This window comes from Streptomyces sp. R302 (assembly GCF_012927245.1).
Classification (GTDB): Bacteria; Actinomycetota; Actinomycetes; order Streptomycetales; family Streptomycetaceae; genus Streptomyces.
Window position 1 is genome coordinate 34587 of the sequence record NZ_JABBGE010000002.1, and the last position, 25919, is coordinate 60505.

Sequence of the window (25919 nt, forward strand, 5' to 3'; positions counted from 1 at the left end):
TCCTGGACGGAGCGGGGGCCCTTCCGTGTGCCGTCGCGGGTCGTCAGTCGCCGATGAGGGCGTCGACGAAGGCGGCGGGCTCGAAGGGGGCCAGGTCGTCGGGGCCCTCGCCGAGGCCGACGAGCTTGACCGGGACGCCCAGCTCGCGCTGGACGGCGACGACGATGCCGCCCTTGGCGGTGCCGTCGAGCTTGGTCAGGACGATGCCGGTGATGTCGACGACCTCGGCGAAGACGCGGGCCTGGATGAGGCCGTTCTGGCCGGTGGTGGCGTCGAGGACGAGGAGGATCTCGTCGAGCGGACCGTGCTTCTCGACGACGCGCTTGACCTTGCCGAGCTCGTCCATGAGGCCGGTCTTGGTGTGCAGGCGGCCGGCGGTGTCGATGAGGACGACGTCGGCCTTCTCGGCGATGCCCTCCTTGACCGCGTCGTAGGCGATCGAGGCCGGGTCGCCGCCCTCGGGGCCGCGGACGGTGCGGGCGCCGACCCGGTCGCCCCAGGTCTGGAGCTGGTCGGCGGCGGCGGCGCGGAAGGTGTCGGCGGCGCCGAGGACGACGGACTTGCCGTCGGCGACGAGGACGCGGGCGAGCTTGCCGGTGGTGGTGGTCTTGCCGGTGCCGTTGACGCCGACGACCATGACGACGCCGGGGACGTCCTCGGGGCTCTCGGTGTGGACGGTGCGGTCGTACTCGCCGAGGAGGGCGATGAGCTCCTCGCGGAGCAGGCCGCGCAGCTCGTCGGGGGTGCGGGTGCCGAGCACCTTGACGCGCTCGCGGAGCCGCTCGACCAGTTCCTGGGTGGGGGCGACGCCGACGTCGGCGGTGAGGAGGGTCTCCTCGATCTCCTCCCAGGTGTCCTCGTCGAGGTGCTCGCGGGAGAGCAGGGTCAGCAGGCCCTTGCCCAGCGAGTTCTGGGAGCGGGCGAGCCGGGCCCGGAGGCGGACGAGGCGTCCGGCGGTGGGCTCGGGCACCTCGATCTCGGGCGCGGCGGGCGCCTCGGGCTCCTCGACGGCCGGGGCCTCGGCCTCGGCCTCGGGCGCCTCTGCGGTGGGGAGGCCGACCTCCTCGATGGTGCGGCGTGGTTCTTCCCGCGGCGTCTCCGCCTCGTCGCCGACGTGCGGCTCGGCGGGCGGAGCGGTGATGGTCGGCGTGGTGGACGGCGGTTCGGCCGGCGGCAGCTGCTTCTTCTTGCGACCGCTGATCACGAGCCCGCTGGTCACGGCGACCGCGACGACCAGAGCGATGACTACAGCAAGGATGAGTTCCATAACGCCATCCAGTATCGGACACGAGCCGCCCGGTGACGCCGTACGTACGCAGCGTGGGTCGCGGGCGCCCCGGGTGCCGGTACCGTTCTCATCTGACGCCTCGTCAGCTAGGGTCGCCCCTCGTCGGCAGCCCACCCGCGGAGGGGACCCCTCATGGCCTTCAGCGTCGTACGGTTCAACCTGGTCGACCCGCGCGCCACCCCCGGGTCCCTCGCGGAGCGGTACCGCGCCGCGCTGGAGATGGCGGCCTACGCCGACGGGCACGGGGTGGACACCGTGCAGACCGAGGAGCACCACGGGGTGGAGAACAACTGGCTCCCCTCCCCCTTCGTCTTCGCCGGCGCGGTCTTCGGCGCCACCCGCCGGATCGCGGTCACCGTCTCCGCGATCATCGGCCCGCTCCACGACCCGCTGCGGCTCGCGGAGGAGATCGCGGTGCTCGACCTGATCGGCCGGGGCCGGCTCGTCACGGTGGCGGGGATCGGCTACCGCCCGGAGGAGTACGAGGAGCGCGGGGTCGACTGGGGGCGGCGCGGCAAGCTCCAGGACGAGCTCCTGGAGACCCTGCTCGCCGCCTGGACGGGCGAGCCCTTCCCGTACCGGGGCCGTACGGTACGGGTCACCCCGCGGCCCTTCACCGCACCGCATCCGCTGCTGCTCGTCGGGGGCTCCTCGAAGGCGGCGGCGCGGCGGGCGGCGCGGCTGGGGCTGCCGTTCTTCCCCTCCGCGCACCTGCCGGACCTTGAGACGTACTACCGGGCGCGGTGCGCGGAGTACGGCACCGAGGGCTGGACGATGATGCCGGGTCCTGTGACCCCGCTGCTGCACGTGGCGGAGGACCCGGACCGGACCTGGGCGGAGTACGGGGAGCACTTCCTGCACGAGGCGCGGACCTACGCCTCCTGGCAGTCGAAGGACATCCGCTCGGCGGTGCGGTCGACGGCGTCGAGCGTGGCGGAGCTGCGGGCGGAGGGCGTGTACCGGGTGGTGACGCCCGAGGAGTGCGCGGGGCTCGGCCTGGAGAGCCTGGTGCTGCATCCGCTGTGCGGGGGGATGCCGGTGGAGGAGGGGTGGCGGAGCCTGCGCCTGTTCTGCGCCGAGGTGCTGCCCCGCCTCCAGGCGTGACCCGTCAGCCCATCTCCTCCAGGGCCTTGCCCTTGGTCTCCTTGACGTACCGGAGCACGAAGGGGATGGAGAGCACGGCGAAGGCGCAGTAGATGACGTAGGTGCCGGAGAGGTTCCAGTCGGCGAGGGACGGGAAGCTGGCGGTGATGGCCCAGTTGGCGATCCACTGGGCGGAGGCGGCGACGCCGAGGGCGGCGGCGCGGATCCGGTTGGGGAACATCTCGCCGAGGAAGACCCAGACGACCACGCCCCAGGAGAGGGCGAAGAAGAGCACGAACACGTGGGCGGCGACGAGGGCCACCACGCCCTGGGTCTCGGGGAGTTTGCCGTCGACGAGGTCGGCGGAGAAGGCCCAGGCCTCAAAGGCCAGCGCGATCGCCATGCCGACGGAGCCGACGAGGGCGAGCGGCTTGCGGCCGACCCGGTCGACCAGGACCATCGCGATCACGGTGCCGATGATGTTGATGATCGACGTGGTGAAGGAGTAGAAGAACGAGCTCGACGGGTCGATGCCGACGGACTGCCAGAGCGTCGCGGAGTAGTAGAAGGCGACGTTGATGCCGACGAGCTGCTGGAAGACGGAGAGGCCGATGCCGACCCAGACGATCGGCAGCAGACGGAACGGGCTGCCGGGGGCGAGCAGGTCCTTGAAGGTGGACTTGTGCTCGCTGCGCATGGCCAGGTCGATCTCGGCGACCCGGCGGTCGAGGTCGACGCCGTGGCCCTCGACCTCGGCCAGGACCTCCTTGGCCCGCGCGGTCCTCCCGACGGAGATGAGGAAGCGGGGGGACTCGGGGATGGCGAAGGAGAGCAGCCCGTAGAGGAGGGCGGGGACGACCATCACGCCGAGCATCCACTGCCAGGCCTCCAGGCCGCCGATCTCGCCGCGCTGGTCGCCGTCGGCGAGCTGGAGGATGCCGTAGTTGACGAGCTGGGAGATGGCGATGCCGATGACGATGGCGGCCTGCTGGAAGGAGCCGAGGCGGCCGCGGTAGGCGGCGGGGGCGACCTCGGCGATGTAGGCGGGGCCGATGACGGAGGCCATGCCGATGGCGAAGCCGCCGACGACCCGCCAGAAGGCGAGGTCCCACAGGGCGAAGGGCAGGGCGGAGCCGACGGCGCTGACCGTGAAGAGGGTGGCGGAGATCTGCATGCAGCGGATGCGGCCGATGCGGTCGGCGATCCGGCCGGCGGTCGCGGCGCCGATGGCGCAGCCGATCAGGGCGATGGCGATGACCTGGGCGAGGGTCGCGGAGCCGATGTCGTACCGGTCGCGGATGGCTTCGACGGCGCCGTTGATGACGGAGCTGTCGTAGCCGAAGAGGAATCCGCCCATCGCGGCGGAGGCGGTGATGAAGATGACGTGGCCGAGGTGGTCCGGGTGTGCCGCCCTGCCTTCGGATGGCGGCGGAGGCGTGGGGGCCTGTGCGGTGTCGGTCACATGGACTCCTCGGTGCGGCGGTCGTCCTGCTGTCGGCTTCCCGGGCCCGCCGGGGCGCCGGGGCTTCCAGTGGCGCACACCTTCCGGCGGTCCACCACTTCAGCGGAGCCGCTGGCTGATCACCTTCGAGACGCCGTCGCCCTGCATGGAGACGCCGTACAGCGCGTCCGCGACCTCCATCGTCCGCTTCTGGTGGGTGATCACGATGAGCTGCGAGGACTCCTGGAGCTCCCGCATGATCCGGATCAGGCGCTGGAGGTTGGTGTCGTCGAGGGCCGCCTCGACCTCGTCCATGACGTAGAAGGGGCTGGGGCGGGCCTTGAAGATGGAGACCAGCAGCGCCACGGCGGTCAGGGAGCGCTCGCCGCCGGAGAGCAGCGAGAGGCGCTTGACCTTCTTGCCGGGCGGGCGGGCCTCGACGTCGACGCCGGTGGTCAGCATGTTGTCGGGGTCGGTGAGGACCAGTCGGCCCTCGCCGCCGGGGAAGAGACGGGAGAAGACGCCCTCGAACTCGCGGGCGGTGTCGTGGTACGCCTCGGTGAAGACCTGTTCGACCCGCTGGTCGACCTCCTTGACGACCTGGAGCAGGTCGGCGCGGGTCTTCTTCAGGTCTTCGAGCTGTTCGGAGAGGAAGCGGTGGCGGTCCTCCAGGGCGGCGAACTCCTCCAGGGCCAGCGGGTTGACCTTGCCGAGCTGCTGGAAGGCGCGCTCGGCCGCCTTCAGCCGCTTCTCCTGCTCCGAACGGATGAAGGGGCGCGGCTGGTTGCGGGGGTCCGCCCCCGCGGCGGAGCCGCTGTCGGACGAGGTTTCGGGGAGGGTCTCGCCCTCGGCGGGCGGGGACGGCGGGACGGGCTGGTCGGGTCCGTACTCGGCGGTGAGCGCGCCCGCCTCGACGCCGAACTCCTCCAGCGCCCTGGCCTCCAGCTGTTCGATCCGCAGCCGCTTCTCGGCGCCGAGGACCTCGCCTCGGTGGACGGAGTCGGTGAGCTTGTCGAGCTCGGTCTTGAGCTCGCGGCCGCGGGTGCGGGCGGCGGCGAGGCCCTGCTCGCGGTCGGCGCGGGCGGCGGCGGCCGCGGCGCGCTCGCGCTCGGCGCGCTCCAGGGAGACCTCGGCGTGGGCGAGGAGGGTACGGGCTCCGCCGGCGACGGCGCGGGCGACGCGGGCCTCGTGGCGGAGGCGGGCGCGGCGCTGCTCGGCACGCGCGCGTGCGTCGCGTTCGGCGCGGGCGGCCCGGTCGAGGGAGTCGGCGCGGCCGGCCAGGCCCTTGACCCGTTCCTCGTGGGTGCGGACCTGGAGGCGGGCCTCCATCTCGGTCTGGCGGGCGTGGGATCCGTCGATGGCGAGCCGGTCGCGGACGGAGGTGTCGGGTTCCTCCTCGGCGGGGGTCTCCTCGGCGACGAGGAGCCGTTCGGTCAGCTCCTCGGCCTCGGCGGCGGCGCGTTCCAGGGCCTCCTGGGCGCGGGCGACGGCGGCGGCGGTCCGTTCGGCCTCGCCGGCCGCTCCCCTGGCCTGGCCGGCGAGCCGGCCGAGGGCCTGGGCGACGGTCGCCTTCTCCTTCTCGGCGGTGCGCCGGAGGGCGTCGAGCTCCTCGACGCGGGCGGCGGCGGCCCGGCGGCGTTCGGCGGCCTCCTCCTTGGCGCGGGCCGACTCCTCGCGGCGGACGGCGAGTTCGGCGAGTTCGGCGGCGGCCTCGTCGACCTGGGCCTGGACTTCGAGGAGGCTGGGGGCGCCGGCGGAGCCGCCCTGGGCGTGGTGGGCGCCGAGCAGGTCGCCGTCGGCGGTGACGGCGGTGAGGCGGGGGTGGGCGCGGACGAGTTGCAGGGCGTCGTCGAGGCCGTCGACGACGACGGTGCCGTCGAGGAGCCGGCGTGCGGCGGCGACGAGTCCCGCGGGTCCGGTGACGAGTCCGGCGGCGGGCACGGTGCCCGGCGGCAGCGGCGTCGGGTCCCGCTGCTCGTCGGCGGCGGTCAGGAGCAGGGTGGCGCGGCCGGCGTCCTGCTTGCGGAGCAGGCGGAGGGCCTCGACGGCTGCGGCGGGGCCGTCGGCGGCGAGGGCGTCGGCGGCGGCGCCGAGCGCGGCGGCGACGGGGACCTCGTATCCGGGGGTGACGGTGAGGAGTTCGGCGGCGGGGCCGAGGATCCCGGCGAGGCCCGCGGAGAGCAGGGCGCCGGTGCCGTCCTTGCGGCGCAGGCCGAGGGCGAGGGTGTCGTGCCGGGCGCGGGTGGCGGCCCGGCGGCTCTCGGCGTCGGCGGCGGCCTCGCGGGCGGCGCCGAGGGCGGCGTCCGCGTCGGCGAGGGTACGGCGGGCCTCCTCGTACCGCTCGCCGTGGGCGGTGTCGGCGGCGTCGAGCTCGTCGACCTCCGCCTTGAGCCGCTCGTACTCCTCCTGGGCGGTGACGGCCCGGTCGGCGGCCTCGTCGCGGGCGGCGGCGAGCCGGTCGATCTCGGCCTGGGCGGAGGCGGCGCGGGAGCGGGCGGCGTTGACCTGGCCGTGCAGCCGGGCGAGGCCCTCGCGGCGGTCGGCGAGGGCGCGGGCGGCGTCCTTGAGGCGGCGTTCCTCGGCGGCGAGGGCCCGTTCGAGTTCGGCCCGGTGCTCGACGGTGTCCTCCAGGGCCCGTTCGGCGGCCTCCAGGGCGGCCTCCAGCTCGGCCTCCTGTTCGCGGACGCGGGCGGCCTCGCGCTCCAGGTCCTCGGGGTCGCGGCCGCGCCGCTCCTCGGCGGGGGCGTCGGTGGCGCTCTTCACGCGCGCGTCGGCGAGGGAGATCGTGCCGCGGACGCGTTCGGCGAGCTGGGAGAGGGCGTACCAGCTCTGCTGGGCGCGCTCCAGGCGCGGGGCGAGGGCGCGGACCTCGGCCTCCAGGGCGGCCTCGTGGGCGAGGGCGGCGCGCAGCTCCTCCTCGGTGGTCTCCTTGCGGGCCAGGAGGGCGGCCTCGTCGGCGAGTTCGGCGTGCAGGGCGCGCCGGTGGCGGACGAGGTCGTCGGCGAGGAGGCGGAGCCGGGCGTCGCGCAGGTCGGCCTGGATGACGACGGCGCGGCGGGCGACGGCGGCCTGCCGGCCGAGCGGCTTGAGCTGCCGGCGCAGTTCGTCGGTGAGGTCCTGCACGCGCGCGAGGTTGGCGCGCATCGCGTCGAGCTTCCGCAGCGCCTTCTCCTTGCGCTTGCGGTGCTTGAGGACGCCGGCGGCCTCCTCGATGAAGGCGCGCCGGCCCATGGGGTCGGCGTGCAGCACCGAGTCGAGCTGTCCCTGGCCGACGATGACGTGCATCTCGCGGCCGATGCCGGAGTCGGAGAGGAGGTCCTGGATGTCGAGGAGCCGGCAGGTGTCGCCGTTGATCTGGTACTCGCTGCTGCCGCCCCGGAACATGATCCGGGTGATCGTCACCTCGGCGTAGTCGATCGGCAGGGCGCCGTCGGAGTTGTCGATGGTGAGGGAGACCTCGGCGCGGCCGAGCGGGGGCCGCCCGGTGGTGCCGGCGAAGATGACGTCCTCCATCTTGCCGCCGCGCAGCGACTTGGCGCCCTGTTCTCCCATGACCCAGGAGAGGGCGTCGACGACGTTGGACTTGCCGGAGCCGTTGGGGCCGACGACGCAGGTGATTCCCGGTTCGAACCTCAGCGTGGTGGCGGAGGCGAACGACTTGAATCCGCGGAGCGTCAAGGCCTTGAGGTGCACCCGTGGGACTCTACCCGGGGTGTCGCGTTTCGCCCGTGATCGCGCAGGGCAGACCCTCGGGTGAACGGAGGGTGTGACGAGGGGGACGGGGAGAGGTCGACGGGGGAAGGCCGACGGGGAGAGGCCGTCGGAGGTCGGCGGGGTCGGAAGAGATCAGAAAAGAAGGGACGCCGGAGCGCCCCTTGCCTATTCAGCTGTTCCCACCTGAGCCCGTCGGTGCATGGGTGTCAGGTGAGCGCAGGCTCCGCCTGGGGTACGTCGAGGTCGATGCGGTCGAGCAGCGACTCGCCCTGCTGAGCGGCGGCAGCGTTGAGCGCGTCGTTCTCGGTCTGGATCCGTACGAGCTCGGATTCCAGGTCCTGGACGCGCTGCTGAAGCCGTCGCATCTCGGCGAGGAGTCGCGGGTCGGAGCCGCCGACGTAACCGAGAAGCGCCTTTGCCATGATGAGTGGTCCTCCACACTGAGTGACCGACCGATTGCGGTGTGGGTCGTGAGGGATGGATTCGCACCCGCGGTGCTCGGCAGTACCTGAGTCGTGCCGGTGTTCTACTGCCACACAGCTAAGGTGCGCGGGGCTTCCAGAGTCTCACCAAAAAGTTTGACGGTCAACACGATCACGCCCCGACGGGTGCGGCGACGGGGAGTTCGCGGCCGCGACGGGGGCGGCGGCGCCTCTCGACCCGTGCGCTCCGGGGCGTGGCGATGATCCTTACCCGGGAAGCCTTGCACGAGTGCCGAATCTTGGCAACCACCAGGCAGGACGCCCGTTCACCCGCGTTCACCGGCGCGAAAGCGGCCCCCCGCCCGGGGCCCGTGGAGGGCGTCCGGAGGGAGGGCCGGCGGAGGAGGCGGAAGGCGTCGGGGCGGGGGTCAGCGGATGGCGAAGCCGTCGTAGCCGCCGCGGGGGGTGCCCCATATCTCGGTGACACCGTCCACGCGGCCGGGCGTGTCCCCGGTCCGCAGCCAGTCGAGCAGACGGTGGCAATGGTCACTCGGGCCCTCGGCCACCACCTGCACCCGGCCGTCGTCGAGGTTCAGGGCGAAGCCGGTGAGGCCGCCGATCTCCAGAGCGTTTGCCCTGGTGAACCAGCGGAAGCCCACTCCCTGTACCCGTCCGCGCACCCAGGCGGTCATCCGTACATCGTCACTCATGGCTGCACGCTAGCGGGCGGATTGCCCGAACGGCACGTCGCGGCGGCTTCCCATGGCGTACAGTCCGACGGAATGCGCCTCACCCACACGGGTGCACGCCGCTCGGCCGTCCGCACGGAGCGTCACGCTCCGCGGAACTCCATGCCGAAAGCAAAGGGCGCAAAGATCCAGTAGCGAAGATCCGGCAGGAGCCGGCAGAGCCAGCTCAGGGAGGCAGGGCAGATGGGACGCCACCGTCGCTCCGGCGCCGCGCCCGCCGAGGCAGACTACGCGACCGGCACCGACCGCGGTCACGGGGGTACCCGCCGCAAGCGGCGCGGCCGCCCGGTCCGTACCGGACTGATCGGCGCCTCGGCGGCCGTCGTCGTCGGCGCCGCCGCCGTCGCGGTCGCCTCCCCGGGGCTCCTCCCCGGCGGCGAGACCCTCACCGCGGGCAGCGCCGGCACCAGCCGGCCCACCACCGCGGAGAGCCGGCAGGCGCCCGAGCTGACCACCCAGGGCGGGGCGACCCGCACCCCGGCCGAGGCCTCGACGGGCACCGGCGAAGGCGCGAAGGGCACGAGGAAGACCCACGCCCCGGCCTCCCCCGAGGCCACGCCCACCCCCACGAGGACCGCGACGGCGACCCCCTCCCCCACGCCGTCGAAGACCCGCGCGGCCACCGCCCCGGCGAAGCCGAAGCCGTCGAGGACGGCGCAGCCTTCGAAGGCCCCGGCCACCACCCAGGCCGCCCCGGCCCCCACGGCCACGACGCCGGCACCGGCCGAGGAGACGGCCGAGGCGGCCGGCTCCACCGCCGACCGCGCGGACGCCGCCGAGGCCGAGGTGCTGCGCCTGGTGAACGTCGAGCGCGCGAAGGTCGGCTGCTCCCCGGTCCAGCCCTCCGCCGGCCTCGCCCGGCTCGCCGGCGCCTTCAGCGCCGACATGGCCGCCCGGAACTTCTTCGACCACACCGACCCCGACGGCGCCACCCCCTGGTCCCGCGCCCAGGCCGCCGGCATAGACAGCCTCGGCGCCGAGAACATCGCCCGCGGCCAGGTCGACGCGACCGCCGTGATGGTCTCCTGGATGAACAGCGACGGCCACCGCGCCAACATCCTGAACTGCGACCTCACCACCCTCGGCGTCGGCGTCCACTTCGCCGACGGCGGCCCGTGGTGGACCCAGGACTTCGGCTACTGAACCAGCCGCCCCCACGGTTACCGTGGGGGCATGAGCGACGATCCGGCCTTCGACGTGTTCGCGCGCGGGTGTGCCTCGCGGGTGACGCTGGAGCACATCACCGGACGGTGGGGCGGCCTCACCCTCTCCGCCCTGTACGAGGGCTCCTTCCGCTTCAACGAGCTGCGCCGGCGGGTCGACGGCGTCAGCGAGAAGATGCTGGCGCAGACGCTGCACGCGCTGGAGCGGGACGGCCTGGTGCACCGGGAGGCGCAGCCGGTCAATCCGCCCCGGGTCGACTACCGGCTGACGCCGCTGGGGCGGGACGTCGCCGAGCGCCTCGTCGGGCTGATCGCGCTGGTCGAGGGGCGGATGCCGGAGGTCGTCGCGGCCCGGGAGGCGTACGACTCCGAGCGCGCCGCCGTCACGGGCTGACGCGCGGCGGGCGCTGGCAGCGCGGGCAGAAGTAGCTGGAGCGGTTCATCCAGGCGCGGCGGCGCATCGGGGTGCCGCAGCGGCGGCAGGGCTCGTCCTCGCGTCCGTAGGCGTCGAGCGAGCGGTCGAAGTAGCCGGACTCGCCGTTCACGTTCACGTAGAGGCTGTCGAAGCTGGTGCCGCCGGCGGCGAGGGCCGCGTTCATCACGTCGCGGACGTGGCCGAGGAGCTCGGCCGAGCGCGGGCGGGTGAGGGTGGCGGTCGGCCGGTCGTAGTGGAGCTTGGCCCGCCACAGCGCCTCGTCGGCGTAGATGTTGCCGACGCCGCTGATCAGCGACTGGTCGAGGAGCGCCCGCTTGATCGTGGTGCGGCGCAGCCGGAGCGCGGCCTGGAAGGCGGCGTCGTCGAAGGCCGGGTCGAGCGGGTCGCGGGCGATGTGGCCGATGACGTCCGGCAGCCCGTCGGCGCTGTCCGGGGCGGTGTCGTGCAGCGAGAGCCCGCCGAAGGTGCGCTGGTCGACGAAGCGGAGCTCCGTACCGGCCCGGTCCTCGAAGCGGATCCGGATCCGCAGGTGCTTCTCGTCCGGGGCGTCCGCCGGCTGCACCAGGAGCTGCCCGCTCATCCCGAGGTGCCCGAGGACGGAGGTGCCGGTGTCGGCGAGCGGCAGCCACAGGTACTTGCCGCGGCGGCGGGCCGGCTCGAAGCGCTGTCCGGTCAGCCGGGCCGCGAAGTCCGCGCCGCCCGCGGGGTGGCGCCGGACGGCCCGCGGGTGCAGCACCTCGACCCCGGCCACGGTCCGGCCGGCGACCCAGCGCTCCAGTCCGCGCCGGACGACCTCGACCTCGGGCAGCTCGGGCACGGGACTCCTCCGGAGGGGGTACGGGGTGGTGGTCCTCGCAGCCTACCGCCCGGGCTCCCCCGAGGACCGCCCCGTCGGAAGGCCCGGAACAGGCCCGGAAACCTCCCGGAATCGCCCCCGGGAACGGGCCCTGGGCCGCCCCGGACCCCGCCCCACCGGGCCGACCCGGAAACGGCTCCGAGAAAGACCGGACACGGCCCCCGGGAGAAGTCCCCGAGGTGGCCCGGGATCGGGCTCGGGGCCGGGTCCGGCCCGAGCCCCGGCCGGGACCCGACCCCGGAAACGGCTCCGCCCGCCCCCTGATGGGGGGCGGGCGGTGAAGAACTCCGCTGAAGGATGCGGGTGCCCGCTCACGCGAGGTCGGCGAGGTCGCGTGACCGGATCAGGCCTCGGGCGTCAGCCGTCGGCCGGCAGGCGTCAGGCGTTCAGGCGGTGGCCGGGGTGGCCCCGTCCGTCCGGTCCTGATCGCCGGTCGTGCCGGCCTCGGCCGCGGCCTTGGCCGCCGCCGCCCGCTCGTCCGCGGCCGCGCGGATCGCGCGCCACGCGGACTCGGCGGCCTGCTGCTCCGCCTCCTTCTTGCTGCGGCCGGTGCCGGTGCCGTACGAGACACCACCGACGCGGGCGGCAGCTGTGAAGGTCTTCTCGTGGTCCGGGCCCTCCTCGGAGACGAGGTACTCGGGGACACCGAGCCCCTCGGCCGCGGTGAGCTCCTGGAGGCTGGTCTTCCAGTCCAGGCCGGCACCGAGGTTGGAGGACTTCTCGATGAGCGGGTCGAAGAGCCGGTGCACCAGCTCGGACGCCGCTTCGAGGCCCTGGTCGAGATAGACCGCGCCGATCACCGCTTCGAGGGTGTCGGCGAGGATGGATGCCTTGTCCCGGCCGCCCGTGCCCTCTTCGCCCCGGCCGAGCCGGATGAAGGAGCCCAGGTCGAGGCCGCGCCCGACGTCCGCCAGCGCACGCGAGTTGACCACCGCGGCCCGGAGCTTGGCCAGCTGGCCCTCCGGCAGATCCGGGTGGGTGCGGTAGAGGGTGTCGGTGACCACCAGGCCGAGCACGGAGTCCCCGAGGAACTCCAGGCGCTCGTTGGTGGGCAGGCCGCCGTTCTCGTACGCGTACGAGCGATGCGTCAGCGCACGCACCAGAAGGGCGGACTCGAGGTGATACCCGAGCCGCCCTTCCAGAAGCGTGTGGGACGAGGCGTTGCTGATGTTGTCAGACATCGTGCCTCTCACCAGCCCGCTCAGACCGAGAGGACCTGGCGCTTGTTGTAGGTGCCGCAGCTCGGGCACGCGATGTGCTGCAGCTTCGGCTCCTGGCAACGCTCACACGAAACCAGGGTGGGGACCGCAGCCTTCCACTGCGACCGGCGGTGGCGCGTGTTGCTGCGCGACATCTTCCGCTTCGGAACAGCCACGGCTACTTCTCCTGCTTCTCGTCGACACCGGTAGCGGCGTCGCTCATGTTGTCCTTCTCGTCGGCTCCCAGCGAACCGGCGAGTTCCTGCAGTGCCGCCCAACGGATGTCGGTGGCGTCGTGGTGGTGGTCGGGGTGGTCGTTCAGGTTGATTCCACAGTCGGAACACAGACCCGCACAGTCCTCCCGGCACACCGGCTGCATCGGCAGAGCGAGCACCACGGCGTCACGCAGCACGGGTTCGAGGTCGAACATGCCGTCCTCGAGGGGGATCATGCTCTCGTCTTCATCGTCCTCGTCGTCCGCGGCCGCTTTGACACGGCCCCGGTCGTCGGATTCCGGGTACGAGAACATCTCCTGGAAGTCCGCGTCGAGCTCCAGCTCGACGGGCTCCAGACACCTTACGCACTCCCCCTCGGCCGATGCACGGGCGGTGCCTGTGACAAGCACCCCTTCCATGACGGACTCGAGTCGGAGTTCGATCTCCACCGGAGCGCCCTCGGGCACTCCGACGACCCCGGCGACGCCGAGATCGGCGGGCGCGTCGACCGTGCGGGAGATCCGCTGGAGGGCACCGGGACGCCGCCCCAGCTCGTGTGTGTCGAACACGAGGGGGTTGCGGTGGTCGAGGCGCGTGCTCAGGGTTCTTCCTGCTTTCGGATCGTTCGCGTCGCAAAGTCTTCACGGGGGCCGCCCGCTCGCGGGCAGCCCGGATCGCGGGCATACACGCGACCGAAGAGCCAGGATACTGGACGCTTCGCTCTGGGCCCAATCGGCCCCCGTGCCGGCTACTGCCCCTGCTCGTAGCGGCGCAGCTGCTCCAGATCGATCATGCTCGTGTCGAAGAAGCTGGTCTCGTCGAGCGCGGCGGGCCGGGGCTGCTGCTCCTGGTAGCCGTACGGGTCGGCCTGCTGGGGCTGCTGGGGCTGCTGGTACGCGTAGGGGTCCTGCTGCTGGTACGCGTACGGGTCCTGCTGCTGGTAGCCGTACGGGTCCGGCTGCTGCGGCTGCTGGTAGCCGTACGGGTCCGGCTGCTGGGCCGGGATCTGCGCGGCGACCGGGGCGGGGGCGGCGGGCGCCGGGTCGGCGAGCTCCGCGAGGCCGGCGAGGTAGTCGGCGTCGCTGGTGTGCACGGAGTGGCCGAGGCCCTCCTGGGCGGCCATGTGCTCGCCGAGGGCGTCGGTGGCGATCCGGCCGTGCAGCTTCTGCCGGCCGCGGCCCACGGCCTCCAGGGTCTTGGAGAGGACCGCCTCGAAGGCGCCCAGCTTGGCGTCCACGTACTCGTCGGCGCGGGCGATGAGGGTCTGGGGGTCCGCGCTGTACTCGGGGGCGTCCTCGTCGGCGTAGCCCTGCTCGTCCAGGCCCGGGCCGCGGCCGAGGAGCTTCTCGCGGCCGCGGTCGACGGAGCCGATGGTCTTGTTGAGGACGACCTCGAAGTTGGCGAGCTTGGAGTCGACGTACTCGTCGGCCTCGGCGCGGACCTCCTCGGCCTCGCGGCGGGCCTCGGAGAGGATCCGGTCGGCCTCCTCCTGGGACTGCCGGGCGATCTGGGTGTCGGAGACGATGGTGCCCCGCTCGGCGTGGGCGGCCTCGATGATCCGCTCGGCCTCCTGGCGGGCCTGCTCGACCATCTGCTCGCGCCCGCCGATCAGCTCCTGGGCCTGGGCGAGGGAGTTCGGCAGGGCGTCCCGTACCTCTTCGAGGAGGGCGAGGAGATCGGCGCGGTTCACCACGCAGGAGGCCGACATGGGCATCGAGCGGGCGTTCTGTACGGTCGCGACGATCTCGTCGAGCTTCTTCTGCACGTCCACCGGGTGCTCGCCACTCTCTACAGCTGGATGGAGACGGACGGGACGACTGTAAGGGCAGTCGTGGCCCGTCCGACACCAGATGACGGAGTGTCAGCGGCGGTGGCCGCGCGTCACTTCTGGGCGAGCCGCTCGGTGAGCCGGCCGAGGACCTGCGGGGGCACCAGGTGGGAGACGTCGCCGCCCCAGGCCGCGACCTCCTTGACCAGCGAGGACGACAGGAAGCTGTACGTGGGGTTGGTGGGCACGAAGAGCGTCTCGACGCCCGACAGGCCGTTGTTCATCTGGGCCATCTGGAGCTCGTAGTCGAAGTCGCTGACCGCACGCAGGCCCTTGACGATGGCGGGGATGTCCCGCTGCTTGCAGAAGTCGACGAGCAGGCCGTGGAAGGACTCCACCTCGACGTTGCCGAAGTCGGCGGTGACCTCGCGGATCAGCTCGATCCGCTCCTCGACCGCGAACAGGCCCTTCTTGGACTGGTTGATCATCACCGCGACGTGCACGACGTCGTACAGCTTGGAGGCGCGGGCGATGATGTCGAGATGTCCGTTGGTGATGGGGTCGAACGACCCCGGGCAGACGGCGCGGCGCACCTTGGTTCCCTCGCTCTCCGGTCCGGTCATCGTGCGTCTTCGCACGTAGAGGCGGCGCGACCGTACCAAAACGTTCCCTCGCCGTAGCGGCGGGACCGCAGTGGTTCGAAGCCGTCCGGCCAGCCGAAGGAGCCGCCTCGGGTGCTGCGTTCCACGGTGACGACGGCATCCTCGCTCAGCCAGCCCCCCGAGCGCAGTGTGAGGAGGATCTCTCGCAGCTCCTCGTCGGCGACCGCGTAGGGCGGGTCGAGGAAGACCAGGTCGTACGGCTCGGCCGGGGCCGGTCCCGTGACGATCTGCTCGGCCTTCCCGGTGCGGGCCTCGGCGCCGGGCAGGCCGAGCGAGGCGACGTTCTCCCGGACGGTGCGGGCGGCGCGGGCGTCGGCCTCGACAAGCAGGGCGTGGACGGCGCCGCGGGAGAGCGCCTCCAGGCCGACGGCGCCGGAGCCTGCGTACAGGTCGGCGACCCGGCTGCCCTCGATGCCGTGGAGCGCCTCCCAGGTGGAGAAGAGGCCCTCGCGCGCCCGGTCGGAGGTGGGGCGGGTGCCGGTGCCCGGGGGCACGGCCAGGCGCCGCCCGCCGGCGGTGCCGGCGATCACGCGGGTCATCGGTTTCCTCGTCCTGCGTCGTCCAGTGCGTACGCCCCAGGATATGGCCGTACGGGCCGGGGGCTCGGTCAGCCCTTCTCCAGGTACTCCTCCCGCTCCTCGCTCAGCAGGGCGTCCAGGGCGGTGCGCAGCCCCGGGTGGTCCGTCAGGTCGGGGTCGGCGAGGACGAGGGCGGTGGCCTCCTCGCGGGCGGCGGCGATGACCTCCTCGTCGTCGATGACGGCGAGGACCCGCAGGGAGGACCGGACGCCGGACTGGGCCTGGCCGAGGACGTCGCCCTCGCGGCGCTGTTCGAGGTCGATGCGGGAGAGCTCGAAGCCGTCGAGGGTGGAGGCGACGGCGCCGAGGCGCTGGCGGGCGGGGCTCGCCTCGGGCATCTCGGTGACGAGGAGGCAGAGGCCGGGGGCGGAGCCGCGGCCGACGCGGCCGCGGAGCTGGTGGAGCTGGGAGACGCCGAAGCGGTCGGCGTCCATGATGACCATGGCGGTGGCGTTGGGCACGTTGACGCCGACCTCGATGACGGTGGTGGCGACGAGGACGTCGAGCTCGCCGGCGGCGAAGCGGCGCATGACGTCGTCCTTGTCGTCGGGGTGCATGCGCCCGTGCAGGACGGCGATCCGCAGCCCGGCGAGGGGGCCCCGGGCGAGCTTCTCGGCGACGTCGAGGACGGCGAGCGGGGGCCGCTTCTCGGCCTCGTCCTCGGCGGAGGGCTTGCCCTTGGCCGCCTTCTTCTGGGCCGCCTGGTCGATGTCGTCCCCGATCCGGGGGCAGACGACGTACGCCTGGTGGCCGTTCTCCACCTCCTCGCGGACCCGCTCCCAGGCGCGGGCGAGGAAGTGCGGCTTGTCGGCGGCGGGGACGACGTGGCTGGCGATCGGGGAGCGCCCGGCGGGGAGCTGGTCGAGGACGGAGGTCTCCAGGTCGCCGAAGACGGTCATGGCGACGGTCCGCGGGATCGGGGTGGCCGTCATGACGAGCAGGTGGGGCGGCTGCTTCCCCTTGCCGCGGAGCGCGTCGCGCTGCTCCACGCCGAACCGGTGCTGCTCGTCGACGACGACGAGCCCCAGGTCGTGGAACCTGACCTTGTCCTCGATGAGCGCGTGCGTCCCGATGACGATCCCCGCCTCGCCGGTGACCAGGTCGAGCAGGGCCTGCCGCCGGCCGGCGGCCCCCATGGATCCGGTGAGCAGCACCACCTTGGTGGCCTTGTCGCCCCCGCCGAGCATCCCGCCCTCGGCGAGCTCGCCCATCATCTCGGTCACCGACCGGTGGTGCTGCTGGGCGAGGACCTCGGTCGGCGCGAGCATCGCGGCCTGGCCCCCGGCGTCGACGACGGCGAGCATGGCCCGCAGGGCGACCATGGTCTTGCCCGAGCCCACCTCGCCCTGGAGGAGGCGGTGCATGGGGTGGTCGGTGGCGAGGTCGTCGAAGATCTCCTTGGAGACCTTGGTCTGGCCGTCGGTGAGGGTGAAGGGGAGCTTGGCGTCGAAGGCGGTGAGGATGCCGTCGGCGGCGGGGCGGCGGGGGACGGCGGGGAGCTGGGTGTCGGCGTGCCGGCGGCGGGCGAGGGCGACCTGGAGCACGAAGGCCTCGTCCCACTTGAGCCGTTCGCGGGCGGCGGCGACGTCGGCCTTGGTGCCGGGGCGGTGGATCAGGCGCAGGGCGTCGGGGAGTTCGGCGAGGCCGCGGCCCTCGCGCAGGGCGGGCGGGAGCGGGTCGACGGCGTCGGCGGCGCTCGGCAGGACGGCGTCGACGGCCTTGGCGATCTTCCAGGACTCCAGCTTGGTGGTGGCCGGGTAGATCGGGATGAGCGCGCTCGCCCAGGCGTCGACGGCCACCTCGCCGTCGCCGCGCAGGAGTTCGTACGCGGGGTGGGCGAGCTGGAGGCGGCGGTTGAAGAGCGAGACCTTGCCGGAGAACATGGCGCGGGTCCCGGGCAGCAGGTCGTGGTGGGGCTTGTGGACGCCCTTGCCGAAGAAGACCAGCTGGAGCCGGCCGGACCCGTCGGTGATGGTGACTTCGAGGCGCTGGCCGCGGCCCTTGGCGCCGTTGAAGGTGTGCACGCGGGCGTCGGCGACCTGGGCGACGACCGTGACGTGCTCGTCGAGCGGCAGGTCGGAGAGCGTGGTCAGCTCGCCCCGCTCCGCGTACCGCCGGGGGTAGTGGTGGAGGAGGTCGCCGACCGTGTGCAGGTCGAGGGCCTCGGCCATGACCTTGGCGGTGGCGGGGCCGAGGGACTTCTTGAGGGGTTCGTCGAGCGCGGGCACGTGTTCCATTGCACACCATGACTCGGACACCGGGGGCGCTCCGCACCACGGCCGAGCGCTCTCATTCCACCCCGACGAGCAGCGGCGGGGCACCTTCGCCCGCGTGGTACGTGACGGTGTCGACGGCCAGGTAGCCGCGGCGGACGTGGGCTTCGAGGGTGTCGGCGAGGCCGGCCGGTGCGCTGTCGGCGACGACGAGGGTGACGAGTTCGCCGCCGGCCTGGAGCATCCGGTCGAGGACCGTGCGGGCGGTGGCGGTGAGGTCCTGGCCGATGACGGCGACGTCGCCCTCGATGAGGCCGAGGACGTCGCCGGCCTGGCAGACGCCGGCGCTGGTGAAGGACTGGCGGGCGGCGACGGCGAGTTCGGCGTAGCGGGTGGCGCCGGCGGCGGCGGTCATGGCGACGACGTCCTCGTCGAAGCTGCGCCCGGGTTCGTGGACGGCGAGGGCGGCGATGCCCTGGACGGCGGCCCGGGTGGGGATGAGGGCGACCCGGATGCCCTCGGCGCGGGCCCGTTCGGCGGCGGACGCGGCGGCGGCCCGCAGCTCGGTGTCGTTGGGCAGGAGGACCACCTCGCGCGCGTGGGCGCGGCGTACGGCGTCGAGGAGTTCGTCGCCGGTGGGCGGTTCGCCGGGCCTGGCCTGGAGGGTGGTGGCGCCGGCCTCGGCGCAGAGTCCGGCGAGCCCTTCGCCGGGGAGGACGGCGACGACGGCCCGCTGGGCCCGTTCCCCGCGCGCGTGGGCGGGTGCCTCGGCCGTGTGGTCGGGTGCGTCGGGTGCGGGCGCGGGGGCGGCGCTCGCGAAGTGGGTGACGCGGATCCGGTGCGGGCGGCCGGCCTCGATCCCGGCCTCGACGGCGGCGCCCGCGTCGTCGACGTGGACGTGGACGTTCCAGAGCCCGTCGCCGCCGACGACGACGAGGGAGTCGCCGAGGGCGTCGAGCCGGGCCTTGAGGAGTTCGACGGCGGCGTCCTCGGCCTCCAGGAGGTACAGGACCTCGTAGCCGGGGCCCTGCGCGCCGTCGTGGCCGCAGGTCTCCCCCGGCCGCTCGGGCAGGGCGCGTACCGCCGGGGACGGCGGCAGCGGTTCCGGGGCCCGGCCGGTCACCGTCTCCACGAGCGCGCCGAGGACGGCCACCAGGCCCTGCCCTCCGGCGTCCACGACCCCGGCGCGGCCGAGCACGGCCAGTTGCCCGGGGGTGGCCTCCAGGGCCGTCCTGGCCCCGTCGTAGGCCTTCCTGGCCACTTCGGGGAGGGTGCCGCCGGCCGCGCAGCCGGCCGCGGCGGCGGAGGCGACGGTGAGGATGGTGCCTTCCTCGGGGTGGGCGACGGCGGCGCGGGCGGAGGCGGCGGCGGTGTCGAGGGCGCGGGCGAGGTGGTCGCCGTCGCCGCCGTCGGCGAGGACGGCGGCCATGCCGCGGAGCAGCTGGGACAGGATGGTGCCGGAGTTGCCGCGGGCGCCGAGGAGGGCGCCGTGGGCCAGGGCCCGTACGGCGTCGGCGGTGTCGGGCGCGGAGGCTCCGGCGGCGCCGGGGGCGGCGAAGACGGCCTCGACGGCCCGGCGGCCGGCGTCGGCGGTCAGGTAGAGGTTGGTGCCGGTGTCGCCGTCGGCGACCGGGAAGACGTTGATGGCGTCGATCGCGGCCCGCTCCCGGCCGAGGGCCTCGGCCGTCCGCGCGCTCCAGGCCCGGACCGCCTCGGCGTCGAGGACGAGACGCTCGTCACCTCGGTCGGCGGGGTCGAAGGGCTGCGGGGCTCGCGACAACGGGGGTCCTCCTTCGGCGGTGAAGTCCACCGCAGGGTAGACCGGGGGCTTCCGGGTCCGGGGGCCGGGACGCCGTCGGACCGGACCGTGGTAGTTTCGTTCCACCGGAGCAGTCGTTGTATGCTGCTTCGGTTGCCCGGCACTCGCCGGGCCATCCCCGGCAAGCCACTTCAGACTCCTGATTCCGGTGCGCCGGATCTCACTGTAAATCTGAAGTCTTTGGAGTGACCCGTGGCTGCCAACTGCGACGTCTGCGGCAAGGGGCCGGGCTTCGGCAACAACATTTCGCACTCGCACCGCCGTACGTCTCGTCGCTGGAACCCGAACATCCAGCGTGTGCGTGCCGTGGTCGGTCGGACGCCGAAGCGGCTCAACGTCTGCACCTCGTGCATCAAGGCCGGCAAGGTCTCGCGCTAATCGCGACGTTTCCGTGTCGTAGCGCAGCCCCTGCGGTTGCCTGGGAAGGCCGGTCCACCTCGGTGGACCGGCCTTCCGCCTTCTCAGCGACACCAGCCTTGCCCGCGTGACACGAAGGGCGGGTCCGACCTCGGGGGTCGGACCCGCCCTTCGTCATGCCGGTGGTTCAGCGGCGCAGTTCCCACCCGTGGTCGACGGGCCCGATGCCCTCCCCCAGGGCGAAGCCGGCGGCGAGGGCCCCGGTCACGTACGCCTTCGCCTCCCGTACGGCCTTCGGCACGGGCAGCCCCTTGGCGAGGCCGGACGCGACCGCCGAGGCGAGCGTGCAGCCGGTGCCGTGGGTGTGCCGGTTGTCGTACCGGGGGGCGTACAGCCAGTGCTCCTCGGTGCCGTCGGTGAGGAGGTCCACGACCTCGGCGGCGTCCCCGGGCAGGTGGCCGCCCTTGATGAGCGCCCAGCGCGGCCCGTGTCCGAGGATCGCGTCGGCGGCCCGGCGCATCCCGTCCTCGTCCTCGACGACGATCCCGGTGAGCTGCGTCACCTCGTCCAGGTTGGGCGTGGCGACGGTCGCGGTCGGCAGCAGCCGCTCGCGTACGGACTCCAGGGCGGTGGCCGCGAGCAGCGGGTCGCCGTGCTTGGAGACGCCGACGGGGTCGACGACCACGGGCGCGTCCGTCCCGGCGAGGAGCTCGGCGACGGTGTCGACGAGCGGGGCGGTGGCGAGCATCCCGGTCTTGACCGCGTGGACGCCGATGTCGTCGACGACGGCCCGGTACTGGGCGCGGACGGCCTCCTCGGGGAGCTCCCAGACGCCGTGGACCCCGCGCGAGTTCTGCGCGGTGACGGCGGTGATCACGCTCATGCCGTGGACGCCGAGGGCGAGCATGGCCTTGAGGTCGGCCTGGATGCCGGCGCCGCCGCCGGAGTCGGATCCGGCGACGGTGAGGACGAGCGGCGGGGCGGGGCTCACTCGGTCTCCCCGAAGTGGTCCCAGCCGCCGGCGCTGTGCCAGGGGGCGCCGTCGACGGTCACCTGGGGCAGCGCGGAGGGGGAGACGACCTCGCCGATCACCTTCCAGCGGGCGGGCAGCTTCACGTCCGGCGGGAAGGTGGCGACGATCGCGTGGTCCTCGCCTCCGGTGAGGACCCACTGGAGCGGGTCGACGCCGACGGCCTGGCCGATGTCGTGCATCTGGCCGGGGATGTCGATGAGTCCGGAGCGCAGGTCGATGCGGACGTTGCTGGCCTCGGCGATGTGGCCGAGGTCGGCGATGAGGCCGTCGCTGACGTCGCACATGGCGGTGGCGCCCAGCCCGGCGGCGGCCGGACCCGCGTGGTACGGCGGCTCGGGGCGGCGGTGGGCCTCGACGAAGGCGCGCGGCGAGCGGAAGCCCCGGGAGAGGACCGCGTAGCCGGCGGCGGACCAGCCGAGCCAGCCGGTGTAGGCGACGACGTCGCCGGGCTGCGCGCCGCCCCGGGTGACCGGGTCGGCGTTGCGGAGGTCGCCGAGGGCGGTGATGGAGACCATGATCGTGTCGCCGCGGACGACGTCGCCGCCGACCACCGCCGCGCCCGCGACCTGACATTCGTCGCGCAGCCCGTCCATGAGTTCCGTGGGCCAGGTGACGGGGAGTTCCGCGGGGACGACGAGGCCGAGGAGGAGGGCGGTGGGGACCGCGCCCATGGCGGCGATGTCGGCGAGGTTCTGCGCGGCGGCCTTGCGGCCGACGTCGTACGCCGTCGACCAGTCGCGGCGGAAGTGCCGTCCTTCGAGCAGGATGTCCGTGCTGGCCACCACGCGCCGGTCCGGGGCGGAGACCACGGCGGCGTCGTCGCCCGGCCCGATCCGTACCGCCGGGGTGGAGGTGAGCCGGGACGTGAGCTCCTTGATGAGCCCGAACTCGCCCAGTTCTCCGACTGTGCCCTTCACCGCGTCTCACCTCGTGTCGTCGTGCCGGCCGGCCGTCGGCGGAGTGTCCGCTCGCGCCGCGGGTCGCGGGCCGTCACCGTGCTGGGTACCGTCAAGTTGACCGTCAACTTCCGTCCTGTGTGCGCCACGCCCCGGGCGGTCCGGAAGGCGCGGGTCTCCCCGCGCCTTCCGGCGACGCGGTACCGTGGCGTCTCTTTCTCCCACAAGATCCTCGTGGCCGCCCTGGAGGTTCCGTGGTACAGGCGTACATCCTGATTCAGACCGAGGTGGGCAAGGCGTCGCTCGTCGCCGACACCATCTCCAAGATCCCGGGGGTGATCCAGGCAGAGGACGTGACCGGGCCGTACGACGTGATCGTGCGGGCCCAGGCCGACACGGTCGACGAGCTCGGCCGCATGGTGGTCGCGAAGGTCCAGCAAGTGGACGGCATCACGCGCACCCTGACCTGCCCGGTCGTCCATCTGTAGCCCCCGTCTACCCTTGGCCGGTGACCTCTTCCCACCGGCCTCTCGGCCTGCCCGTCGCGGCCGCCGTCCTGCTGCTGGCCATGACCGGCTGCTCCTCCGGCGCCCAGGCGTCCGTGCGGGTGCCGACTCCGCCCGCGGCGGAGGCGGCGCTCTGCCGTGAGCTGGCGGAGGAGCTCCCGGACACCGTGGCGGGACAGGAGCGGAGCGATCCGTCTCCCGACTCCGAGCTGACCGCCGGGTGGGGAGACGGAGCGATCGTACTGCGCTGCGGGGTCGACCGGCCCGAAAAGATGAGCGATCCGCAGGCGCGGGCCGTCTCAGCCGAGGGCGTGCGCTGGATGCTGGAGCAGCCCGAGCAGGGCGGCCCCCGTTTCACCTCGGTGTACCGGAAGACCTATGTCGAGGTCGCCCTGGACGAGCGGTACGCCCACGACATCGGCCCGCTGGTGGACCTGGCCGGCCCGGTGGACCGGACGGTGCCCTGCGCCCTGGAGCCCGAGTGCCGTTAGGGCCCCGGTGACCGGGGCCCCAGGGCTTCCGGGGTCAGGGTGTCCGGCGGATCAGGCCTAGCGCAGGCCCGTGGAGCGGGTGAGCGCGGCCTGGATCAGCCGGTCGACCAGCTCGGGGTAGCTCACGCCGCTCTCCTGCCACATGCGCGGGTACATGGAGATCGGGGTGAAGCCGGGCATGGTGTTGATCTCGTTGATGACGAAGTCGCCGTCCTCGGTGAGGAAGAAGTCGGCGCGGACCAGGCCCTCGCAGGAGACCGCCTCGTAGGCGGCGACGGCCAAGCGCTGGACCTCGGCGGTGGCCGCGTCGCCGATCGGGGCGGGCACCAGGCCGGAGGCCGAGTCGATGTACTTGGCCTCGAAGTCGTAGAAGTCGTGGTCGGTGACCGGCGGGATCTCGGCGGGGACGCTGGCGCGCGGGCCGTCCTCGAACTCCAGGACGCCGCACTCGATCTCGCGGCCGCGCAGCAGTGCCTCCACGATGATCTTCGGGTCGTGGCGGCGGGCCTCCTCGACGGCCTCGTCGAGGCCGGAGAGGTCGTCGACCTTGGTGATGCCGACGGAGGAGCCGCCGCGGGCCGGCTTCACGAAGAGCGGCCAGCCGTGGTCGGCGGCGAACTCGACGATCTTCTTGCGGGCCTCGGCCGGGTTGCGGTCCCACTCGCGCGGCCGGATGACCTGGTACGGGCCGACGGGCAGGCCGTAGGAGACGAAGACCCGCTTCATGTACTCCTTGTCCTGGCCGACGGCGGAGGCGAGGACGCCCGCGCCGACGTACGGGATGCCGGAGAGCTCCAGGAGGCCCTGGAGGGTGCCGTCCTCGCCGTAGGGGCCGTGGAGCATGGGGAAGACGACGTCGACCTCGCCGAGGGCCTGCGGCAGCGAGCCGGGCTCGTGCAGGACGACCTCGCGGCCGGCCGGGTCGACGGGGAGGACCACGTTGCCGGTCTCGGACTCGGCGAGCTGGCCGACGTCCGGCAGGGAGCGCTCGGCGATCGCCATCCGCTCGGGGGCGTCGGCGGTCAGGGCCCAGCGCCCCTCCCGGGTGATGCCGATGGGCAGCACGTCGTACTTGGTCCGGTCGATCGCCTTGAGGACGGCGCCGGCGGTGACGACGGAGATGGCGTGCTCGGAGCTGCGTCCGCCGAAGACGACGGCCACGCGCGGCTTGCGGGGGCTCTGGGTGTTCTCGCTCATATCGCGATGAGCGTACCTTGCGGTGTCCGAACTCCTGAGCGCCCCGCGCGCCGTCTCGCGCGGACGGCTCAGCGCGCCCGGGTCAGCGCCTTTCGGGCTTGGCGCTGCGCGACATGAGCTCCTTGAGGGCGACCGTCGGCGGCTTCCCGTCGTGGACGATGGAGACGACGGTCTCGGTGATGGGCATGTCGACGCCGTGGCGGCGGCCCAGATCGAGCACCGACTCGCAGGACTTGACGCCCTCCGCGGTCTGCTTGGTGGCCGCGACGGCCTCCTGGAGGGTCATCCCGCGGCCGAGGTTGGTGCCGAAGGTGTTGTTCCGGGAGAGCGGCGAGGAGCAGGTGGCGACGAGGTCGCCGAGGCCCGCGAGGCCGGAGAAGGTGAGCGGGTCGGCGCCCATGGCGAGGCCGAGGCGGGTGGTCTCGGCGAGGCCGCGGGTGATGAGCGTGGCCTTGGAGTTGTCGCCGAGGCCCATGCCGTTGGCGATGCCGACGGCGAGGCCGATGACGTTCTTCACCGCGCCGCCGAGCTCGCAGCCGACCACGTCGGTGTTGGTGTACGGGCGGAAGTACGGGGTCATGCAGGCGGCCTGGAGCCGCTGGGCGACCGACTCGTCGACGCAGGCGGCGACGGCTGCGGCGGGCTGCCGGGCGGCGATCTCGCGGGCCAGGTTGGGGCCGGTGAGGACGGCGACGCGCTCGGCGGGGACGCCGGCGACCTCGGTGATGACCTCGCTCATCCGCTTGGCGGTGCCGAGTTCGATGCCCTTCATGAGGGAGACGAGCACGGTGTCGGGGCCGAGCTTCGGCGCCCAGGCGGCGAGGTTCTCGCGCAGGGTCTGGGAGGGGACGACGAGGACGGCGAAGTCGGCTCCCTCGGCGGCCTCGGCCGCGTCGGCGGTGGCCGTGATGCCCTTGGGGAGTTCGACGCCGGGCAGGTAGTCGGGGTTGGTACGGGTCTTGTTGATGGTCTCGGCGAGGGCGGGGCGGCGGCCCCAGAGGCTCACCTCGCAGCCCGCGTCGGCCATCACCATGGCGAAGGCGGTGCCCCAGGAACCGTTGCCGAAGACGGCGGCCTTGGTCATGCGGCGCCTCCCTCGGCGGTCTTGCGGCGCAGTGCCTGACGGGCGCGGCGCGGGTCGTACGGCTCGGCGGGGGCCTGCTCGCCGCGGACCTCCTCCAGGAGCGCGGTGATGGCGGCCATGATCGTCTCGGTGGCCTCGCGCAGCACCTCGGGGGTGGGCTCCAGGCCGTCGAAGCGGGAGAGGTCGACCGGCGGGCCGGCCTGCACGATGAGCGTCTTGCGCGGGAAGAAGCTGAACTTGTCCTTCTTCGCGTACGGCGGCATCGCGAGGTTGGCGCCCCACTGGGCCACCGGGATGACGGGCGCCTTGGTGAGCAGCGCGACGCGGGCGGCGCCGGTCTTGCCCGGCATGGGCCACATGTCGGGGTCGCGGGTGAGGGTGCCCTCGGGGTAGAAGGCGACGCACTCGCCCCGCTCGATGGCGTCCACGGCTGCGCGGAAGGCGTCCAGGGCGTTCGCGGTCTCGCGGTAGACGGGGATCTGACCGGTGTTGCGGAGCATGGTGGCGACGAATCCGCCCTTGAAGAGCCCCGCCTTGGCCAGGAAGCGGGGCACCCGGCCGGTGTTGTACTGGTAGTGCGCGTAGGAGAGCGGGTCCAGGTAGGAGTTGTGGTTGACCGCGGTGATGAAGCCGCCGTCGGCCGGAATGTGCTCCATGCCGCGCCAGTCCCGCTTGAACAGAACCACCAGGGGGGGTTTGGCGATGACCGCCGCGAGGCGGTACCAGAAGCCGATTCTGCGGCGGGGCAC

At 73.2% G+C, this 25919-nt stretch carries 25 protein-coding genes; 6 read left to right on the forward strand and 19 right to left on the reverse strand.

The annotated features are described in order from the left end of the window. Positions 1-43 precede the first annotated feature (43 nt). Positions 44-1267: a signal recognition particle-docking protein FtsY gene (gene ftsY / locus HHL19_RS06105; protein ID WP_169086426.1), complete on the reverse strand. Its 1224-nt coding sequence runs from the start codon at positions 1265-1267 to the stop codon at positions 44-46. A 153-nt stretch (positions 1268-1420) separates the two neighbouring features. Between ftsY and HHL19_RS06110 the strand changes: the two genes are divergently transcribed. Further along, on the forward strand, positions 1421-2392 hold the full coding sequence (locus HHL19_RS06110) for an LLM class flavin-dependent oxidoreductase (RefSeq protein ID WP_169086428.1): 972 nt from the start codon (positions 1421-1423) through the stop codon (positions 2390-2392). 4 nt (positions 2393-2396) lie between these two features. On the opposite strand, the gene HHL19_RS06115 is transcribed toward HHL19_RS06110, so the two are convergent. The 4 genes from HHL19_RS06115 to HHL19_RS06130 form a co-directional block, all read right to left on the reverse strand. Then, positions 2397-3833 (reverse strand): sugar porter family MFS transporter, encoded by a 1437-nt coding sequence (locus HHL19_RS06115; RefSeq protein ID WP_169086430.1) that lies wholly within the window; start codon positions 3831-3833, stop codon positions 2397-2399. Between the two features lie 99 nt (positions 3834-3932). After that, complete coding sequence (gene smc / locus HHL19_RS06120; protein ID WP_169086432.1) at positions 3933-7505, reverse strand: chromosome segregation protein SMC; 3573 nt, start codon at positions 7503-7505, stop codon at positions 3933-3935. 227 nt (positions 7506-7732) lie between these two features. After that, the gene (locus tag HHL19_RS06125) at positions 7733-7948 is read right to left on the reverse strand and encodes a hypothetical protein (protein ID WP_169086434.1); all 216 of its coding nucleotides are present in this window, start codon (positions 7946-7948) and stop codon (positions 7733-7735) included. Positions 7949-8376: 428 nt separating this feature from the next. Next, on the reverse strand, positions 8377-8658 hold the full coding sequence (locus HHL19_RS06130) for an acylphosphatase (protein ID WP_169086436.1): 282 nt from the start codon (positions 8656-8658) through the stop codon (positions 8377-8379). 222 nt (positions 8659-8880) lie between these two features. Here HHL19_RS06130 and HHL19_RS06135 point away from each other — a divergent pair, with 222 nt between their 5' ends. Both HHL19_RS06135 and HHL19_RS06140 read left to right on the forward strand, forming a co-directional pair. Then, positions 8881-9840, forward strand: coding sequence for a CAP domain-containing protein (locus HHL19_RS06135; RefSeq protein WP_169086438.1), 960 nt, complete (start codon positions 8881-8883; stop codon positions 9838-9840). 30 nt (positions 9841-9870) lie between these two features. Next, entirely contained in the window at positions 9871-10254 is a 384-nt protein-coding gene (locus tag HHL19_RS06140) for a helix-turn-helix domain-containing protein (protein ID WP_169086440.1), read from the forward strand. On the opposite strand, the gene mutM is transcribed toward HHL19_RS06140, so the two are convergent. The 9 genes from mutM to HHL19_RS06185 form a co-directional block, all read right to left on the reverse strand. Next, positions 10244-11113 (reverse strand): bifunctional DNA-formamidopyrimidine glycosylase/DNA-(apurinic or apyrimidinic site) lyase, encoded by an 870-nt coding sequence (gene mutM / locus HHL19_RS06145; protein WP_169086442.1) that lies wholly within the window; start codon positions 11111-11113, stop codon positions 10244-10246. The genes HHL19_RS06140 and mutM overlap by 11 nt on opposite strands. A 425-nt stretch (positions 11114-11538) precedes the next feature. Next, complete coding sequence (gene rnc / locus HHL19_RS06150; RefSeq protein WP_169086444.1) at positions 11539-12333, reverse strand: ribonuclease III; 795 nt, start codon at positions 12331-12333, stop codon at positions 11539-11541. A gap of 20 nt (positions 12334-12353) precedes the next feature. Next, positions 12354-12527, reverse strand: coding sequence for a 50S ribosomal protein L32 (gene rpmF, locus HHL19_RS06155; protein WP_015036448.1), 174 nt, complete (start codon positions 12525-12527; stop codon positions 12354-12356). Positions 12528-12529: 2 nt separating this feature from the next. Then, complete coding sequence (locus tag HHL19_RS06160; RefSeq protein ID WP_169087547.1) at positions 12530-13168, reverse strand: DUF177 domain-containing protein; 639 nt, start codon at positions 13166-13168, stop codon at positions 12530-12532. A 146-nt stretch (positions 13169-13314) separates the two neighbouring features. Next, positions 13315-14337, reverse strand: coding sequence for a cell division initiation protein (locus HHL19_RS06165; protein ID WP_169086446.1), 1023 nt, complete (start codon positions 14335-14337; stop codon positions 13315-13317). A 110-nt stretch (positions 14338-14447) separates the two neighbouring features. Then, complete coding sequence (coaD, locus tag HHL19_RS06170; RefSeq protein WP_346768478.1) at positions 14448-14927, reverse strand: pantetheine-phosphate adenylyltransferase; 480 nt, start codon at positions 14925-14927, stop codon at positions 14448-14450. Between the two features lie 26 nt (positions 14928-14953). Further along, on the reverse strand, positions 14954-15535 hold the full coding sequence (rsmD, locus tag HHL19_RS06175; protein WP_169086450.1) for a 16S rRNA (guanine(966)-N(2))-methyltransferase RsmD: 582 nt from the start codon (positions 15533-15535) through the stop codon (positions 14954-14956). A gap of 68 nt (positions 15536-15603) precedes the next feature. Then, positions 15604-17811 (reverse strand): ATP-dependent DNA helicase RecG, encoded by a 2208-nt coding sequence (gene recG, locus HHL19_RS06180; protein WP_169086451.1) that lies wholly within the window; start codon positions 17809-17811, stop codon positions 15604-15606. A gap of 52 nt (positions 17812-17863) precedes the next feature. Beyond that, positions 17864-19567, reverse strand: a complete 1704-nt coding sequence (locus tag HHL19_RS06185; protein WP_169086453.1) for a DAK2 domain-containing protein — start codon at positions 19565-19567, stop codon at positions 17864-17866. 231 nt (positions 19568-19798) lie between these two features. Between HHL19_RS06185 and rpmB the strand changes: the two genes are divergently transcribed. Further along, complete coding sequence (rpmB, locus tag HHL19_RS06190) at positions 19799-19984, forward strand: 50S ribosomal protein L28 (protein ID WP_003957616.1); 186 nt, start codon at positions 19799-19801, stop codon at positions 19982-19984. A gap of 166 nt (positions 19985-20150) precedes the next feature. On the opposite strand, the gene thiD is transcribed toward rpmB, so the two are convergent. Together thiD and HHL19_RS06200 are read right to left on the reverse strand one after the other, a co-directional pair. Then, the gene (thiD, locus tag HHL19_RS06195) at positions 20151-20954 is read right to left on the reverse strand and encodes a bifunctional hydroxymethylpyrimidine kinase/phosphomethylpyrimidine kinase (RefSeq protein ID WP_169086455.1); all 804 of its coding nucleotides are present in this window, start codon (positions 20952-20954) and stop codon (positions 20151-20153) included. Continuing rightward, the gene (locus HHL19_RS06200; protein ID WP_169086457.1) at positions 20951-21913 is read right to left on the reverse strand and encodes a thiamine-phosphate kinase; all 963 of its coding nucleotides are present in this window, start codon (positions 21911-21913) and stop codon (positions 20951-20953) included. The genes thiD and HHL19_RS06200 overlap by 4 nt, the downstream gene beginning before the upstream one ends. A gap of 233 nt (positions 21914-22146) precedes the next feature. Here HHL19_RS06200 and HHL19_RS06205 point away from each other — a divergent pair, with 233 nt between their 5' ends. Together HHL19_RS06205 and HHL19_RS06210 are read left to right on the forward strand one after the other, a co-directional pair. Continuing rightward, on the forward strand, positions 22147-22380 hold the full coding sequence (locus HHL19_RS06205) for an Lrp/AsnC ligand binding domain-containing protein (RefSeq protein WP_169086459.1): 234 nt from the start codon (positions 22147-22149) through the stop codon (positions 22378-22380). Between the two features lie 80 nt (positions 22381-22460). Continuing rightward, positions 22461-22889, forward strand: a complete 429-nt coding sequence (locus HHL19_RS06210) for a DUF3515 domain-containing protein (protein ID WP_169087549.1) — start codon at positions 22461-22463, stop codon at positions 22887-22889. A gap of 57 nt (positions 22890-22946) precedes the next feature. Here HHL19_RS06210 and HHL19_RS06215 read toward each other — a convergent pair whose 3' ends face one another. The 3 genes from HHL19_RS06215 to HHL19_RS06225 all read right to left on the reverse strand — a co-directional run bounded on the left by HHL19_RS06215 (position 22947) and on the right by HHL19_RS06225 (position 25919). After that, positions 22947-24086 (reverse strand): D-alanine--D-alanine ligase family protein, encoded by a 1140-nt coding sequence (locus HHL19_RS06215; RefSeq protein ID WP_169086461.1) that lies wholly within the window; start codon positions 24084-24086, stop codon positions 22947-22949. An 82-nt stretch (positions 24087-24168) separates the two neighbouring features. Further along, the gene (locus tag HHL19_RS06220; protein ID WP_169086463.1) at positions 24169-25170 is read right to left on the reverse strand and encodes an NAD(P)H-dependent glycerol-3-phosphate dehydrogenase; all 1002 of its coding nucleotides are present in this window, start codon (positions 25168-25170) and stop codon (positions 24169-24171) included. After that, positions 25167-25919, reverse strand: a complete 753-nt coding sequence (locus tag HHL19_RS06225) for a lysophospholipid acyltransferase family protein (RefSeq protein WP_169086465.1) — start codon at positions 25917-25919, stop codon at positions 25167-25169. Before HHL19_RS06225 ends, HHL19_RS06220 begins: the two co-directional genes overlap by 4 nt.

Coding starts and splice junctions, on each gene's coding strand:
- HHL19_RS06220 (WP_169086463.1), bottom strand. CDS start 25,170: ATGACCAAGGCCGCCGTCTTCGGCAACGGTTCCTGGGGCACCGCCTTC.
- HHL19_RS06135 (WP_169086438.1), top strand. CDS start 8,881: ATGGGACGCCACCGTCGCTCCGGCGCCGCGCCCGCCGAGGCAGACTAC.
- recG (WP_169086451.1), bottom strand. CDS start 17,811: ATGGAACACGTGCCCGCGCTCGACGAACCCCTCAAGAAGTCCCTCGGC.
- rnc (WP_169086444.1), bottom strand. CDS start 12,333: ATGTCTGACAACATCAGCAACGCCTCGTCCCACACGCTTCTGGAAGGG.
- HHL19_RS06125 (WP_169086434.1), bottom strand. CDS start 7,948: ATGGCAAAGGCGCTTCTCGGTTACGTCGGCGGCTCCGACCCGCGACTC.
- HHL19_RS06140 (WP_169086440.1), top strand. CDS start 9,871: ATGAGCGACGATCCGGCCTTCGACGTGTTCGCGCGCGGGTGTGCCTCG.
- HHL19_RS06130 (WP_169086436.1), bottom strand. CDS start 8,658: ATGAGTGACGATGTACGGATGACCGCCTGGGTGCGCGGACGGGTACAG.
- HHL19_RS06210 (WP_169087549.1), top strand. CDS start 22,461: ATGACCGGCTGCTCCTCCGGCGCCCAGGCGTCCGTGCGGGTGCCGACT.
- ftsY (WP_169086426.1), bottom strand. CDS start 1,267: ATGGAACTCATCCTTGCTGTAGTCATCGCTCTGGTCGTCGCGGTCGCC.
- rsmD (WP_169086450.1), bottom strand. CDS start 15,535: ATGACCCGCGTGATCGCCGGCACCGCCGGCGGGCGGCGCCTGGCCGTG.
- HHL19_RS06215 (WP_169086461.1), bottom strand. CDS start 24,086: ATGAGCGAGAACACCCAGAGCCCCCGCAAGCCGCGCGTGGCCGTCGTC.
- HHL19_RS06110 (WP_169086428.1), top strand. CDS start 1,421: ATGGCCTTCAGCGTCGTACGGTTCAACCTGGTCGACCCGCGCGCCACC.